A 14,729-nucleotide genomic window follows, 5' to 3' on the forward strand; every position below is an offset into this window, starting at 1 on the left:
GTGGGTGTGCGGGTCGTCACCGGCTGAGGGCCGCGACCGGGAGGTTGTGGGCGAAGACGCTGCGCTGCCGGACCGGACCGGTGACCGCGTCGAACGTGAGGTTGCGCCACGTGCCGCTGGGCAGCTCGAGGAGGTCGGACGCGGTGATGTCGACCGTGAGGTCGCGGGCGTCGCGCCGCTGCGGGTCGAGCGTGAGGGTCGTCTGCTGCATCCAGAGCGTGTTGGACTCGGACCTGCTCAGTCCGTCGAGCTCGTAGAGCAGGATCTGGAAGACCTGCAGCGAGCTGACGAACGCGTCGACGAGCGTCACGGGGCCGGGGCGGCCGCCGAGCCCCTGGTCGACGACCGCGGGGAGGGCCGCCGTCGAGACGGTCGCGGTCGCGTGCAGGTCGGTCAGGTCGACCTCGACGTCGCGGATCTCCTGCCGGCTCGCGCGGTACCCCTCGCCCCAGAACCGCCGGGTGGGGTCGCCGAGCACGCCCGGCACTGGCCGCCCGTCGGGGGCCGCTGCGCGCGTCGCGACGGGGTGGGTGACGTCGCAGCGCAGCCGCATCCGGCCGACCGACACGTCGACCGCGGTGGCCGCCCGGCCGTCGTCGAGCACGGTGCTGCGGCGGACCGCGGCCTCGACCGGCAGCGCGCCGAGCTCCTCGTCGGGTGCCGTCCCGGCGCGGACGACCACCCGCGTCAGGGCGACGACCGTGCGCTCCGCGGCCGACAGGCCGAGGCGGCTGGTGAGCAGCGCGTCGGTGAGCTGGACCGCGACGAGGATGCCGTCGACCGTCGAGAGGTGGGGGCGCAGGTCGATGCCGACCTTCTTGCGCGACCAGTCCGACGGGTACCCGACGGCGAGCGTGCCCGCCGCCCGGTCCGGCCCGACCGCGATGCCGTGCAGGTCGAGCTCGGAGCGGCGGTACCCCGCACCGAAGAACCGCTCGTCCGCCGGGCCCAGGTAGTCGTCGACCGACCCGAAGGTGAGCGTCGTCATCGGGCCACCACGGGCTGCTGGTCGCCCGCCGCCTCCGCGTAGACCGCCACGAGCTCCCGGACGGTGTGCACGTCGACGATCGACCGCTCGCCCGTGAACGGGTCGAGCCCGACCTCGGTCTCGAGCGCGATCACCAGGCGCGCGAGCATGAGCGAGTTGAGGCCCACCTCGGCGAAGGTGGCGTCCAGGGGGATGTCGTCGTGCTCGTCGTGCAGGTCGCCCAGCAGGTCGACGACGGCGGTGGTGACGATCTCGGTGAGGCGTGCGTCGTTCAGCATGTGAGTCCTCCGTCCACGGTGATGGTCTGGCCGGTGATGAACGCCGCCTCGTCCGAGAGCAGGAACGTGGCGACGCGGGCGATCTCGTCGGTCGTGCCGAGGCGCCCGAGCGGGGTCCGCCGGGTGATCCGCACCCGGTTCTCGTCGGTGACCTGCGAGGTCATCGCCGTCTCGAAGTAGCCGGGCACCAGGGAGTTGACGCGGATGCCGGCCGGCCCGAGCTCGCGGGCCAGGGCGCGCGTGAGGCCGTCGAGCCCGGCCTTGGCCGCGGCGTAGGCCGCGACCCCGCGGAAGCCCCGCAGCGAGTTGATCGACGAGACGTTGAGGATGACGCCCCGGCCGCGCGCGGACATCTGCCGCGCGCACGCCTGGGCGAGCCGGACCGGTCCCGCGAGGTTGACCGCGAGCAGCTCGTCGATCCGCCGCTCCGGCATCGTGAGGAACAGCTCCTGGTGCAGCAGGCCGGCGTTGTTCACGAGCACGTCGACCGGTCCGAACCGCTCCTGGACCCCGCGCACGTGCTGCCGCATGTCGTCGGTGCTGACGTCGCCCTGCACCCACGAGAACGTGTCGGGCCAGCTCTCGATCACCTTGTCGAGCTCGTCGGAGCGGGAGCGGCTGAACGTGGCCACGGACCAGCCGTCGGCCAGCAGCCGTTCCGCGACGGCCAGGCCGAGGCCGCGGCTCGCACCGCTGACGAGGGCGACGCGCGTGTCGACGGCGGTCGCCGCGCTCATGCGCGGACCTTCTTGAACCGCTCGGAGTGGTGCGCACCCTCGGTGACGACGATCTTGGCGGGGATCTTGAACGGCTCGAGCCGGTTGCGGCAGTGGGCGTCGACCCGACGGCGCAGCGCGCGCGGGTCCTCCGGCTCGGCGAGCAGCAGACCCGCCTGGACGACCTGGCCGGTCACCGGGCTGGGCAGCCCCGAGACGGTCACGTCGAGCACGTTGTCGAGCTCGAGGAGCACCGACTCGACCTCGTTGGGGTAGACCTTCTCCCCGGCGACGTTGATGATCTCGGACTTGCGGCCGAGGATCTGCAGGTACTCGCCGTCGACGCGGACGGCGTCCTGCGTGTTGAAGTAGCCGTCCTCGTCGAACGGTGCGTCGGCGTTGAGGTAGCCGAGCATCGCCATCCGCGACCGGATCCACAGGACGCCGTCGAGGATCTTGTAGTCGAAGCCCTCGCCGCCGAGCTTGACCCAGAGGCTGTCGTTCCCGCGGGACTTCGTCGCGAGGATCCCGAGCTCGGACAGCCCGTAGGTCTGCTTGAGCGTGACGTCGGGGAGCGCCTCCGCGAGGCGGCGCAGCGTCTGCGCCGGCATCGGCTCGGTGCCGTACGTGATGTGCGTGAGCGAGGACAGGTCGTACCGGTCGACCGCGCCGCTGATCAGCAGCATCGTGAGGAACGTCGGCGTGGTCGGCAGCACGTTGACGCGGTGCCGCTCGATCGTGGCGAGCACCTCGTCGGGCGTCCGGTCGGGGACGGTCACGACGGTGCCGCCGGAACCGAGCGTGTGGAGCAGCGTGTTGATGCCGCCGATGTGGTCCAGGTTGAGGAACGACAGGATCCGCTGCGCCGGGCGGTCGGCCACGTACCGCTCGAGGATGCGCGTCAGGTCGAGGACGGACGCCTTGCTGCGGCCCGTCGTCCCCGAGCTGAACAGCACCAGGCCGGGGACGCCGGCCTCGCGGAGGCGGCCGTACAGGGCGTGCGTGGCGGTGACGCCCGTCGCGCCGACCGTCGGGGGCGTGGACGGGTCCGCCTGCACGGCCACCCGCCACTCGACCTCGCCGACGTCGAGGAACTCGCGGGTCTTCTGCTCGGGCAGCGTCGTCATCGGGACGCAGATCGCACCGAGCTCGGCCAGGGCCAGCAGCGCGGCACCGGCCTGGGCCGAGTGCTGCGCCTCGACGGCGACCACGGCGCCCGCGGTGATGCCGGCGCCCCGGAACGCGTCGCCAAGTCGCGAGATGTCGGTGAGGAGCTCGAGGTAGGTCGTGCTCCCGGTCGCGTCGACGACGGCGTCCTGGGTCGGCCAGGCGGTCATCCGCTCGATGTACTGCTCGATCATGTCGCCCCCTCGTCGGGTGCCTCCGACGCGTCTGTCGGAGGCACGACGACGATCCTGGCGGCGGTCCCGGCGGGTACCCAGCCTGTGTCGGGACCATTGCTGGTGACACTGGTGGTGGCACCACCACGTCACCGGCACCGCCCCCCGACTGGCGTCTGCGCAGGTCAGGGGGACAGCGCCGGGTCAGGCCGAGCGGCGACGGGCCAGCCGCGCGTCGGCGCGCAGGAGTGCGGGAAGCAGGACGTAGACGACGGGCGGCACGACGACGGCGGTCAGGACGAGCGTCTGCACCGCGACGGGCAGGCCGCCGATCAGCGGGTGCAGGAGCAGCAGGGCGACCGTGATCGTCGGGTAGACGGCGACCCAGGTCAGCAGCGCGCGACGGTGCACGGACAGGGCGCGGCGCGCGGGCGGTGGTGCGACCTCGGTCTGCTCGGCGGACGGCGGCTGCGGGGCAGGCGCGGGGACGGGCACGGGCACGGGTACCTCCGGTGCGAGTGTCGGGTGAGCGTCTGACGGCCGCAGCGCCCCGCCGGTCGGGGCATGGACCGTCGACGGCAACGCCCCGACCTGCACAGACATTCCGTCCATGTGCGACATCTCGTGCCGCGCTGCCCCTCGCGCGGCACGGCCGCCCCGCCCAGACGTCCGTCCGGGCAGTCGGACGGGACGCGCCCGCCGCCCGGACGGGCAGTCCCGCGGGGGCGTCCGGGCAGCGATCGCGCCGCCTGGCGACCGCGCGTATCAGCGGCCGGCGTCCGCACCTCGTCCAGGGGCAGCAGGTTGCGGCAGGCAACCGCCGGCCGCCTCGGGCGGCCGCTCGGACCCCGCCGCCCACCCCGACCGGAAGCAGCCCGGTCGGTGCGCGGATGGCCGTCCGGGTCCCGGGTGGTCGGCACCTGAGTTCGTCGGCACGGAGGTTCTGATGGGGATTCCTCGGTTCGCGGTCGCCGCCGCGCTCGTCGTCGCCGCCATGGCGGTCCCGGCGGCCGCACCGCCGCTGCACCCGGTGCCGGCCGGGATGATCGGCATGGGCCACGAGGGGTACGAGATCACGGGTGTGCCCGACGCCCGTCGAGGTGCGGACGGCATACCGGTCATCACGATCCACCGCGGTGACCGGCTGAGCTTCCAGAACGACTCCCGGTGGGTCCACATCATCGGTCCCGGCAAGCACGGGCTGCTCAAGGACCCGGGCCACGCCGCGATGGCCCCGCTCAAGATGCTCGAGGAGAACGACGTCTACACGACGCCCCCGTGGACCACGGCGGGCACCTTCCTCCTGACGTGCACCGTGCACCCGGAGATGAACGCGAAGGTCGTCGTCCTCCCGTGACGGGCGACCGCGACAGCACGCACCGACCGGCCGGCCGGCGCGTCGGGACCGTCACCGCGAAGGGAGGGAACGCCATGAAGTCTCTGCTCAAGAGCGCCAAGCACGTGAAGTACGTGCTGGGTTCGATGTCCGCCGTCATGTTCGCCGTCGGCGCCGGGAACGGCTTCTGACCGTGATCCCAGACCGTCCGCCCGGCCGCCGGGCGGACGGTCTCCGCCCGCACCACCAGGAGAGGAGCACGCCGTGTTCGAGACCGGGGTCCGCCAGCTGCGCATGGCGCTGAGCATGACGTGGGGCCGACCGTTCGACACCGCCTCGCTGACCAGGCTCGTCGCCGACGCGGCCGCCACGGTCGCCGAGTTCGGCGAGCTCGGGCTCGAGGCCCGCGAGGTCATCGAGACGCCGTTCGCCGACGACACCGACCGGGCCGACCACGCGGACCGGTCGATCCGGCGCACCGCACGGCGCCTGGCGGACCTGTCGCCGTTCTACGCCGAACGGTTCGCCGCCACCGGCTTCCAGCCCCGCACGGCCGACGCCACGACGCTGCTCGACCTGCCGGTGACCACGAAGGACGACCTCATGAGCCGCCCGCGCGACTTCGTCTGCCACGGCAGCCGCCCGCACCTGGCGACCCGCACCACCGGCACGACCGGCCGGGCCCTGGAGATCTGGCTGTCCCGCTACGAGCTCGAGGTCGCGGCGGCGCTCGGCGCGCTGAGCGGTGTCCTGCACGACGAGCTCCACGGCGACGACCTGATGCAGGTGCACGTCAGCTCGCGGGCGACGGCCGCCGTGCAGCTCGCGTCCCTCACCTGCCGGCTCGTGGGTGCGCGTTGCCGGGTCCTCGGCATCGTCGCGGTCGACGACGCGCTCGACGCCCTCGTCGGCAGCGCGACCGCCATGTCCGCCAACGCGAGCTACCTCGCCGAGCTGGTCGTCGGGGCGCGGCGCCGCGGCCTCGGGCCCGACGACTTCCGGCTCCGCCGCATCGACTGCGTGAGCGAGATCCTCTCGCCCGCCGTCCGTGCGGCCGCCGAGGAGACGTTCGGCGCGCCGGTGTCCGACAACTTCGGGATGACCGAGGTGATCCCCGTGACCGCGACGAGCTGCTCGGCCGGGCACCTCCACCACGACCTGACCATGGGGGACGTGGAGGTGCTCGGGCTGACGTCGGGTGCCCCGGCGGCGCCAGGCGAGCTCGGCACGCTCGTCGTGACGCCGTACTTCCCGTACCGGGAGTGCATGCCCGTGCTGCGCTACGACACCCGGGACGTCGTGCGGCGGCTGCCCGGACCCGTCACCTGCGAGCAGGCCGGCATCCCCGCGACCAGCGCGGTGCTGGGGAAGGCGAGCCAGCTGATCGAGGTCGCGCCGGGCGACGTGGTCACGCCGCGTGAGCTCGTCGAGGCCGTCGAGGACCTGCCCACCAGACCGTGGCCCGCCCGGTTCCGCGCCGAGCAGGACGGTGGCCGGCTGCGCCTCGACCTGCCCGCGAACGCGGTGGACGGGTTGAGCGGCGCGTGGCTGACCGACCACTTCGCCGGACGGGGCCTGGACGTGCGCGTGCGGGTCGTCGCCGACCAGGAAGCGTCCGGCCTGCGTCGGGTCCGCAGCGACCTGCGCGAGCTGGGCTTCGCGGCTGCGGAGCAGGCAGCCGAGCCGGTGGGGGCCTGACATGGGAACGCCGACCTCCTCGACCCTCCCGACGTTCCTGGCGTCGGGCGTGGCGATCACGGGGACGCTCCTCACGATCGCGCTGTCGGTCCTCTACCTGCGACGCGTCCGCATGGACCGGCCCGCGATCGGCACGTTCAACGGCGTGGACATCGTGGTGGTCTTCGGCTTCATCGTCGTGCTCCCGCTGCTGTACCTCGTCCTGCCGCTCACACCGCTCCTGGTCGTCCTCGGCCTGACGTTCACCTCGGCGCTCGTGTTCGGGCTGCGGCCCGTCCTCGGCCCGGCCCGGACGTGGGTCGTCGTCGGGGTCGTGATCGCCGCGAACATCTGGATGGGCCGCACGATGCTCGGCACGGTCGTGGGCTGGCAGCTGTTCTGGGTGGAGAACGACCTGCTCGTGGTCGGCGCCGCGGTCGCGACAGCCAACCTCTACGTGCAGGGCGGGATGCGGCTGCGGCACGTCGCATGGTTCGGGCTCGTCCTGGCCGGGTACGACGCCGTCTTCACCTTCGTCTGGCCCGTCACGAACACGCTCGCCCAGCGGTTCATCGGGTGGCCGTTCGACCCGTCCGTGGGGTTCCGCATCGGGATCTACAACGCGACCATCGGGTTGGGCGACCTGCTCATCTACAGCCTGTTCGTCATCGCCGCCCTCAAGGCGTACGGTCCGCGGGCCGCTCGGGGTGCCGCGATCATCTCGGTCCTGTGCGGTGCCGTCGTCCCGGCGCTGCTCCCGCTACTGACGGACGTGTTCATCGACGCCCGGACCGACGTCATCGTGCCCGCGCAGGCGGCCTTCGGCCCTGCCGCGTTCCTGTACTACCGGTGGCTGCGGCGCACGTTCGGCGCCGAGCGGACCATGGCCGAGTTCCGTCGTGACGGCGATCTCGTCGACGGTCCGGCCGCACCGGTGCCGGTGGAGGCGCGGGTGCTCGCGGCGAGCGTGCCGTGAGCGCGGCGCCGGCGGGGTGGTGGCGCAGGCACGGGGCGAGCGTCGCCCTCGCCTGCGTCACGCTCGCCGTCGGGCTGACGCTCGGACTGACCGCCCCGACCACGTCGCCCGTGGACGTGCCGTGGCCGGCGCCGTCGGGCGCCGCTCCGGCCACCCACCGCGGGCCATGAGCACCCGCCACGGCCCGGGCGACGCCGCCCGGCTCAAGGTGCTGATCCTGCTCGGCGCCCTGGTCGCGGCGTGGCCGGTCCGTGCGTCGGCCGTGCCCGGCGGCGGCATCGACGGCGCCGTGCTCGTCGCGCACCTGTCCGGGATGCTCGCCGGGTACGGCTCGGTGGTCCTCGTGGCGCTCATGTCGCGGTGGCCGGTGATCGAGCAGGCCGTCGGCGTCGACGAGCTCGCCCGGTGGCACGCGCGCGGCGGGCGCCTGGTGATGGCTCTGATCGCGACGCACGCCTGCGCCGCGGTCGTCGTCTGGGCCGGGCTCCGCGGTCTCGACGCCGGCAGCGCGACGACCGAGGTGCTGCGGATGCCCGGCGTGGCCGCCGCGGTCGTCGCCGTCGGTCTCCTCGTGCTGGTCGCCGTCACGTCCGCCCGCCGGGCGAGGCGCCGCATCCGGTACGAGACGTGGCACGGCATCCACCTCCTCACCTACGTGGCGATCGCCGCCGCGTTCGTGCACCAGCTCGCCGGGCCTGACCTGGCCGGGCGCCGGGTGGTGCAGGTCGGCTGGTCGCTGCTCTACGCAGGAGCGTTCGCGCTCGTCGTGCGGCACCGCGTCCTGAAGCCGGTCCACGCGGCCGTGCGGCACCGGATGCGGGTCGCGTCCGTGGTCACCGAGGCCGCCGGGACCGTCTCGATCACCGTCCACGGGCGCCGGCTCGACGAGCTGGACGCCCAGCCCGGGCAGTACTTCCGCTGGCGCTTCCTCACCCCGCACACGTGGCGGCGGGCCCACCCGTTCTCGCTGTCGGCACCGCCGCAGCACGACACGCTCCGCCTCACCGTCGCGGCCCGGGGCGACACGACGCGTGCGCTGCAGGCCATCTCGCCGGGCGTGCGCGTGGTCGCCGACGGGCCGTACGGGATCCTCACCGAGCGTCGCCGCACCCGGCGCGACGTGGTCCTGATCGCGGGAGGGATCGGCATCGCGCCGATGCGGGCGCTGTTCGAGACGCTGCACATCCCGTCCGGCGGCGACGTGCTCCTGCTCTACCGCACGACCGACGCCTCGCGGGCGCTCCTGGCGGACGAGCTCGACCGCCTCGCCGACCGCGCAGGCGCCCGGCTTCACTACCTGACCCAGCCCGGGGGAGGGGAGCTCACCGCGCCCTCCCTGCTCCGCCGCGTGCCCGACCTGGTGCGTCGCGACGTCTTCGTCTGCGGGCCGCCGGTCATGACTCGCACGCTCATGACGGACCTGACGCGTGCCGGGCTGCCGCGGGCACAGCTGCACGCCGAGGGCTACCAGACGGTCCACTGACCGGTCCGAAAGCGTACAATTCGGACATTCGACGAGGCGAGGGGGCGACGTCGATGGGGCGTTCCGCACTCACGCACGCCACCCCGTCGGGCGACCGGCGGGCGCGGGCAGCCGAACGCACCACGCCGCCGCGACGAGCCGGCACCGCGACGGGCCTCACAGGGGTGCTGGCGCTCCAGCGGGCCGCCGGCAACGCCGCGACCGCGACCCTCCTCGGCCGGGACCGGCGTGACCCGGCGGTGCGGGTGCAGCGGTCCGCCATCGCGGACCACATGAAGACGGACCCGTCGCAGGTCACCGACGCCCAGCTGGACGCCACCGACGAGTTCAAAGCGCTGATGGCCAGCGCGAAGCCACCCGCCCCGAAGGTGAAGGCGGAGGAGGCGCGGCTCGCCCTGAGGCTGCTCCTGCGCTACCTCAACGAGCTCGCCCCGGGCACGGTGTTCGCCCCGCACGACCTCGACGGCTGGCTCCGGCTCGCGCGCAGCCGGTCGGCCGTGGCGGCCAAGGCCGAGGGGGCCGTCGGCACCGGGGAGTGGGTCCCGCTGAGCCCCGTCGACGTGCGAGGACCGACGACGTCCGGCAGCGACTTCATGAAATGGATGCTCGGCGGGGGTGCGGTGCCCGCCGTCGCGACGGTGAAGGGAAACTGCTGGGAGATGGTGATGTTCTCCGCGTTCCGCGCAGGGCAGATCACCGAGGACCGGATGCGCGAGATCTACACGAAGGGCCAGGCTGCCGACAAGGCGCGCGGCGGGTTCGCCTTCCCGGAGACCATCGAGGCGGAGCTGCGATCGGGCGCCGAGTACGTCTACGACCCCGCCAAGGCCGGCTCGCCGAGGCCGCTGCGAGGGGACATCGTCATCTTCAAGACAGCCGCGGGCCACGTCGCGCTCGCGACCGGCAAGACCGTCGGCGGAGAGGTCGAGATCATCAGCCACTGGGGACCGCCGCACCACAACCTCAAGATCGAGACGACCACCATCGAGGAGCTGTTGAAGTCGACGACCGGACCGGTCAAGTTCTGGAGCCCGCGGTGGTAGCCGCGACGACGCTCGCGACCGTGCCGTGGTCCGACGGGCCGACGGGGCTGCCACGCCGCACCGAGCCGGCGCCGCAGGGCGGCTGGACGCTCCCCGAGGACGTCCGCCTCGTGCCGTCCCCGGTGCACGTGCGGCGGGACGCCGCCGGTGACCTGTGGGTCACGCACGGTGCGGTGCGCATGGTGCGCTGCGGCCGACCCGGCCACATCGAGCTCCCCGACGACACGGGGCCGATGCTCGACGTCGCGGTGGTGTCCGAACGCAGCTACGGCCTGATGGACCGCGTCGACGAGGGCGCACGCGTGCGCTGGTACCTCGACGGGGCGCCGGCGTGGGAGCGTGTCGGGGACTTCCGGACGCTCCTGACGGACGACGGCCGCGTCTGGACCGTCGAGCGGCACGGCCCTGCGGTCGACGAGCGGGACGCCGGCACCGGCGAGCCCGTCCGCACCGTGCGGCGCAGCCTCGACGCGGGTGAGCCGTTCGTCGTCGACGGGCGCCTGTACGCGGTGTTCACCGACGTCGACGCGGGTCAGCGCGGCGTGGAGGTCGTCGAGCCCGACGGGACGGTACGCCGCTCACCCTTCGCGGGAACCGAGCCGTACGCGTGGCTCGTGCACCCCATCGGCTTCGACGCCGCCGGACGGCCGTACGCCGTGCGGGACGGCTCGGTCGCGCGCGTGACGGCCGACGGACGGGTCGAGGTCGTGGGCGACGTCGGCGACCTGTCGCCCCGCCTGCTGCGCGTCGACCCCGACGGGCAGGTGCTGTTCGTCGTCGTCGGCGAGGGCGTCGCCGTGCGGTCGCTGCGCCTCGGCGGCTGACCCCGCGACGACGAACGCCGGCTTCGGCTCGACGGGGGAGCGGTCCATGGCGATCTCCGCGCTGGTCGCGGTCGAGCCGATCGGCGACGAGCTCGTCGCCAAGAAGTCGTCGCTGTTCGGCGACGCGCACGCGCACGGCGCCGAGGGGTTCCAGTTCTTCACGCGCGGCAAGGTGGTGACCCAGCGCTGGCTGGACCCGAGCCACGGCGGGATCAACCTGGGCTTCCCGCAGGACGGCTGACGGGCCGACACCCGGTCAGCGGCCGGGTCGGTCGACGATCGCGAGCACGGTCGTGGACACGACCCCCGGCGCCTGTGGCTCGGTGAGGCGACCCGCGCGGATCTCCGCCGCTGCCAGGTGCAGGACGGCGAACGCGCACGACGTGAGCCAGTCGGCCGAGACGTCGTCCCGGAACGCGCCCGCCGCCTGGCCGCGTGCCAGGAGCGCGCGCACCCGGTGCAGCGTGTCGTCGTGGTGAGCCCGCACGCGGTCGCCGCCGAGCTCCTGCTCAGCGGCCTCGAGCACGCCGTGCGAGTCCGCGATCTCGCGCCAGGAGGAGGACACCAGCCGCTCGAGCGCCGTGCGCGGGTCGCCGGTGAGGTCGACGGCGCCGAGGTGCGCCTCCGCCCGTCGCATGTTGTGCGCGAACACCGCGTCGACGAGCTCGGTCCGGGACGGGAAGTGGCCGTAGAGCGTCACGCGACCCACGCCCGCCTGCCGGGCGATGTCGACCATGCTCGCGCGGGGGTCGGCCGTCAGGGCGGAGGTCGCCGCCTCGAGGATCGCGGCGCGGTTGCGCTGCGCGTCGGCGCGCATGGGGGGTTCGGCGGTCGACATCAGGACACCTCTTCTCGAACAGTCGTGTACATGTTACCGTCAACTAACCCGAACATCGCTGTACGAGTTAGGAGAAGACATGCTGCACGATCGACGGTCCTCGACCCTCCAGCCGCCGCACGTCGGCCCCGAGAGCACGCAGCGCGACGCGGACCGCCCCCGGTGGTGGACCCTCGGGCTGCTGTGCGTCGCACAGTTCATGCTCGTCCTCGACGTCACCGTGGTGAACGTCGCCCTCCCGGACCTGGCACGTGACCTCGACCTCGTGGGTGCGTCCGCTGGGTGGGCCGTCACCGCCTACGCGCTGCCCTTCGCCGGCCTGCTCCTGCTCGGCGGCCGGATCGCCGACCTCGTGGGTCCGCGGCGCACCGTGCTCGCCGGACTCGTGCTGTTCACGGCGGCATCCCTGGCCGCTGGACTTGCCGGCTCGGAGGCCGTCTTCCTCACCGCGCGCGGCGCGCAGGGTGTCGGTGCGGCGTTGCTCTCGCCCGCTGCGCTCGCGACCGTGACGCGGCTCTTCGACGGACCCGACCGGGCACGCGCTCTCGCCGCCTGGGGGGCCGTCGGCGGCAGTGGCGCGGCGGTCGGCGTGCTCGTCGGCGGACTGCTCGTCGCAGGCCCCGGCTGGCGGTCGATCTTCCTCATCAACGTCCCGATCGGCATCCTCGTGGCCGTCGCCCTCACCCTCGTCACCCGCGTGTTCACCGGCCTGCCGGCAGGCACCCACGGCGCCGCGGGCCGCCGCCTCGACGTGCTCGGTGCCGTGCTCGCGCTGGTCGGTGTCGCAGCGCTCGTCCGCGGGCTCACCCTGTCGGCAGGGCCGCAGCGGTCGTCCGTCGGGGTCGTGCTCGCGCTCGGCGGCGTGGCGGTGCTCGCGCTGTTCTGGTGGCGGGAGCGCGCGGCCGCGGCGCCGCTGCTCGACCCGGCACTCGTCCGGCGACCGGCGGTCCGCGGCGGTGCACTCGTGATGCTCGGCGCGACCGCTGTGCTGGTCGGCAGCTTCTTCCTGCTGTCCTTCCTGCTCCAGGCGCGGCTCGGGTGGTCGGCGCTGACGACCGGGCTGGCCTTCCTGCCGGTCGCCGTCGCCGTCGGCGCCGGTGCGCACCTGGGCGGACGTCTCGTGGTCCGGCTGGGTGGTCGGACCGTCGCCGCCGCCGGGCTCGGTGCGGCGGCCCTCGGGTCGGCGGTCAGCGCCCTGAGCGGCGACACGGTGGCGCTCGTCGTCGGCGGGACGACGGTGGCGGCGCTCGGGCTCGGCTCGGCGTTCGTCGCGGCGACCACCACCGCGATGACGCAGGTGGAGGAGTCGCGTGCCGGCGTGACATCGGGTGTCGTGAGCACGGCGCACGAGCTCGGCGCGGCGATCGGCGTCGCGGTCCTGTCGTCCGTCGCCGCGAGCAGCCTCCTGGCCCCGGACATGCTCGGCGGCTTCAGCCGCGGCTTCGCGGTGGCCGCTGTCATCGCTGCCGCGACCTCCGTGGCGGCGGCGCTGCTCGTCCCGGCCGTCCGGCCCACGGCGGACGCGCCACGCTTCGCGCACTGACGCCGAGGAGGACGCCTCGTAGGCAGGGCGGGACGGCCTGTCGCGGTCGGATCCCCTCGAATGCGGTCGTCGTGAAGATGAAGGGGCGGTCACCGGGCCGCCCGACCGGAGGAGGCGTGCGATGACGAAGGTGATCGCGATCATGTCCATGTCGCTCGACGGCTACGTCGCCGGTCCCCGCGACGGCGTCGAGGAGGTGTTCGGCTGGTACACCTCGGGCGACGTCGAGATCCGGACCGGCGGGTCGGACCCGATGACCTTCCGCGTCTCGGAGCCCAGCGCCCGGCACCTGCACGGCCTCCAGTCCGAGATCGGCGCGATGCTCACCGGCCGCCGGACGTTCGACGCCGCGGGCGGGTGGGGCGGGAACCACGGGTGGGGACCGGCCTTCGTCCTCACCCATGAGCTCCCGGACGGCTGGCCGCGACCCGGGTCCACCGTGCACTTCGTGACCGACGGCGTCGAGAGCGCCGTGACCCAGGCGAAGGCCGCGGCCGCCGGCAGGTCCGTCGGTGTCCACGGCGCGGACACGATCCAGCAGCTCCTCAACGTCGGGCTGCTCGACGAGCTCCACATCGACCTGGCGGCGGTGCTGCTGGGTTCGGGCGTCCGGCTCTTCGACCACCTGACCGGCACGCCCGCGGCCCTGGGTGACCCGACGGTGATCGCCGGCGTGGGCGTCACCCACCTGCGCTACCCCGTCCGCAGGGCGCAGTAGCGGAAGCGGTCAGCGGTCGACTCGGTGGTCGGCGCGGGTGGCGAGCCCGAGCTGGACGGATGGATGGAGCGGACGACGGGAATCGAACCCGCGTAGCCAGTTTGGAAGACTGGGGCTCTACCATTGAGCTACGTCCGCACAGGTCGAGCCGCGTATGCACGTGCATGCGCAGCCCGGACCGCGGCACCCAGGGTACCGGGTGCGAGCGGGCGCTTCGTTCACCGACGGCGGCCCCGGGGTCGTCGTGCGGTGTGCACGGGATGTGGCGCAGGTTGGTAGCGCGTCCGCTTTGGGAGCGGAAGGTCGTGGGTTCGAATCCCGCCATCCCGACAGACGACGTCGCACGTCGCAGGCGTGCGTTCACTCGACCGGGGGACAAGGGCGGCATTCCGCCCGACGGGTCCCCGACCCCGCGGTACCGTCGCGCGGCGATCCGGCCGTCCGACCCGTGAGGTGTGGCACATGTCAGCGAAGAGCAGGCTGCAGAAGGTCCTGTCGACGGCCCTGGAGCGCGACGAGGTGGTCCTCGCCCAGACCGGGATGCAGGTCAAGAAGCTGCGCTCGCGCGACGAGACGGCGCGGACGCTCGCCCGCACCGCCGGCTCGGTCGCGCTCGGGATCGCCACCGCCGGCACGTTCACGGTCGTGACCTCGACGGCGCCGTCGTGGCTCGTCGTCACGAGCCGCCGGGTCCTCGTCCTGACCCGGCCCGAGTTCGCCGACCCCGAGCCGGTGATGGCGCTGCCCGTCGCGGACGTCACGGCGCGCCGCAAGCAGCGGATCCTCTCCGAGGTCACGATCGACCTGCGCGCCGACGGCGAGCCGCTGCTGCGTATGAACCTCGGCTGCAAGCCGCGGGCGGCACGCGCGGTCGTCGCCGCCATCGAGGGCGACCCCGCCTAGGAGCGGGTGCCGGACGCGTGTCCGGTTCGGACGTATCTGCGGGGATGTCCGGGTGTCCTGATCGGG

At 73.6% G+C, this 14,729-nt stretch carries 17 protein-coding genes and 2 tRNA genes; 12 read left to right on the forward strand and 7 right to left on the reverse strand.

Annotated elements, in window-relative coordinates:
* Positions 1-16 precede the first annotated feature (16 nt).
* The 5 genes from J7523_RS03650 to J7523_RS03670 all read right to left on the reverse strand — a co-directional run bounded on the left by J7523_RS03650 (position 17) and on the right by J7523_RS03670 (position 3,823).
* On the reverse strand, positions 17-988 hold the full coding sequence (locus J7523_RS03650) for an AvrD family protein (protein ID WP_291882401.1): 972 nt from the start codon (positions 986-988) through the stop codon (positions 17-19).
* Complete coding sequence (locus tag J7523_RS03655) at positions 985-1,266, reverse strand: acyl carrier protein (protein ID WP_291882404.1); 282 nt, start codon at positions 1,264-1,266, stop codon at positions 985-987. Before J7523_RS03655 ends, J7523_RS03650 begins: the two co-directional genes overlap by 4 nt.
* Positions 1,260-2,003, reverse strand: coding sequence for a glucose 1-dehydrogenase (locus J7523_RS03660; protein ID WP_291882407.1), 744 nt, complete (start codon positions 2,001-2,003; stop codon positions 1,260-1,262). The genes J7523_RS03655 and J7523_RS03660 overlap by 7 nt, the downstream gene beginning before the upstream one ends.
* A complete protein-coding gene (locus J7523_RS03665) occupies positions 2,000-3,343 on the reverse strand; it encodes a fatty acid--CoA ligase family protein (RefSeq protein ID WP_291882409.1) in 1,344 nt (447 codons plus the stop codon). Before J7523_RS03665 ends, J7523_RS03660 begins: the two co-directional genes overlap by 4 nt.
* A 183-nt stretch (positions 3,344-3,526) precedes the next feature.
* Positions 3,527-3,823: a hypothetical protein gene (locus tag J7523_RS03670; protein ID WP_291882411.1), complete on the reverse strand. Its 297-nt coding sequence runs from the start codon at positions 3,821-3,823 to the stop codon at positions 3,527-3,529.
* Positions 3,824-4,268: 445 nt separating this feature from the next.
* On the opposite strand from J7523_RS03670, the gene J7523_RS03675 reads away from it, so the two are divergent.
* The 8 genes from J7523_RS03675 (at position 4,269) to J7523_RS03710 (ending at position 10,902) form a co-directional block, all read left to right on the forward strand.
* Positions 4,269-4,679 (forward strand): hypothetical protein, encoded by a 411-nt coding sequence (locus tag J7523_RS03675; protein WP_291882414.1) that lies wholly within the window; start codon positions 4,269-4,271, stop codon positions 4,677-4,679.
* A gap of 243 nt (positions 4,680-4,922) precedes the next feature.
* Positions 4,923-6,356, forward strand: a complete 1,434-nt coding sequence (locus tag J7523_RS03680; RefSeq protein ID WP_291882417.1) for a hypothetical protein — start codon at positions 4,923-4,925, stop codon at positions 6,354-6,356.
* 1 nt (position 6,357) lies between these two features.
* Complete coding sequence (locus tag J7523_RS03685; RefSeq protein ID WP_291882418.1) at positions 6,358-7,311, forward strand: hypothetical protein; 954 nt, start codon at positions 6,358-6,360, stop codon at positions 7,309-7,311.
* A complete protein-coding gene (locus tag J7523_RS03690) occupies positions 7,308-7,481 on the forward strand; it encodes a hypothetical protein (protein WP_291882420.1) in 174 nt (57 codons plus the stop codon). Before J7523_RS03685 ends, J7523_RS03690 begins: the two co-directional genes overlap by 4 nt.
* Positions 7,478-8,794 (forward strand): ferric reductase-like transmembrane domain-containing protein, encoded by a 1,317-nt coding sequence (locus J7523_RS03695; RefSeq protein ID WP_291882421.1) that lies wholly within the window; start codon positions 7,478-7,480, stop codon positions 8,792-8,794. The genes J7523_RS03690 and J7523_RS03695 overlap by 4 nt, the downstream gene beginning before the upstream one ends.
* Before the next feature lie 53 nt (positions 8,795-8,847).
* A complete protein-coding gene (locus J7523_RS03700) occupies positions 8,848-9,837 on the forward strand; it encodes a hypothetical protein (protein ID WP_291882424.1) in 990 nt (329 codons plus the stop codon).
* A complete protein-coding gene (locus tag J7523_RS03705) occupies positions 9,831-10,661 on the forward strand; it encodes a hypothetical protein (protein WP_291882427.1) in 831 nt (276 codons plus the stop codon). The genes J7523_RS03700 and J7523_RS03705 overlap by 7 nt, the downstream gene beginning before the upstream one ends.
* 46 nt (positions 10,662-10,707) lie before the next feature.
* On the forward strand, positions 10,708-10,902 hold the full coding sequence (locus J7523_RS03710) for a hypothetical protein (RefSeq protein ID WP_291882649.1): 195 nt from the start codon (positions 10,708-10,710) through the stop codon (positions 10,900-10,902).
* 15 nt (positions 10,903-10,917) lie between these two features.
* Here J7523_RS03710 and J7523_RS03715 read toward each other — a convergent pair whose 3' ends face one another.
* On the reverse strand, positions 10,918-11,499 hold the full coding sequence (locus J7523_RS03715) for a TetR/AcrR family transcriptional regulator (protein ID WP_291882430.1): 582 nt from the start codon (positions 11,497-11,499) through the stop codon (positions 10,918-10,920).
* Between the two features lie 79 nt (positions 11,500-11,578).
* Between J7523_RS03715 and J7523_RS03720 the strand changes: the two genes are divergently transcribed.
* The gene (locus J7523_RS03720; protein WP_291882433.1) at positions 11,579-13,042 is read left to right on the forward strand and encodes an MFS transporter; all 1,464 of its coding nucleotides are present in this window, start codon (positions 11,579-11,581) and stop codon (positions 13,040-13,042) included.
* Between the two features lie 121 nt (positions 13,043-13,163).
* Entirely contained in the window at positions 13,164-13,760 is a 597-nt protein-coding gene (locus J7523_RS03725; RefSeq protein WP_291882435.1) for a dihydrofolate reductase family protein, read from the forward strand.
* 64 nt (positions 13,761-13,824) lie between these two features.
* On the opposite strand, the gene J7523_RS03730 is transcribed toward J7523_RS03725, so the two are convergent.
* Positions 13,825-13,898, reverse strand: a tRNA-Gly gene (locus J7523_RS03730).
* A gap of 118 nt (positions 13,899-14,016) precedes the next feature.
* On the opposite strand from J7523_RS03730, the gene J7523_RS03735 reads away from it, so the two are divergent.
* Positions 14,017-14,090 (forward strand) — tRNA-Pro (locus tag J7523_RS03735).
* Positions 14,091-14,222: 132 nt separating this feature from the next.
* Positions 14,223-14,663 carry a hypothetical protein gene (locus J7523_RS03740; RefSeq protein ID WP_291882438.1) on the forward strand — a complete coding sequence of 147 codons (441 nt, stop codon included), beginning with the start codon at positions 14,223-14,225 and terminating at the stop codon, positions 14,661-14,663.
* Positions 14,664-14,729 lie beyond the last annotated feature (66 nt).

This window comes from Cellulomonas sp., from assembly GCF_017744555.1.
Classification (GTDB): Bacteria; Actinomycetota; Actinomycetes; order Actinomycetales; family Cellulomonadaceae; genus Cellulomonas.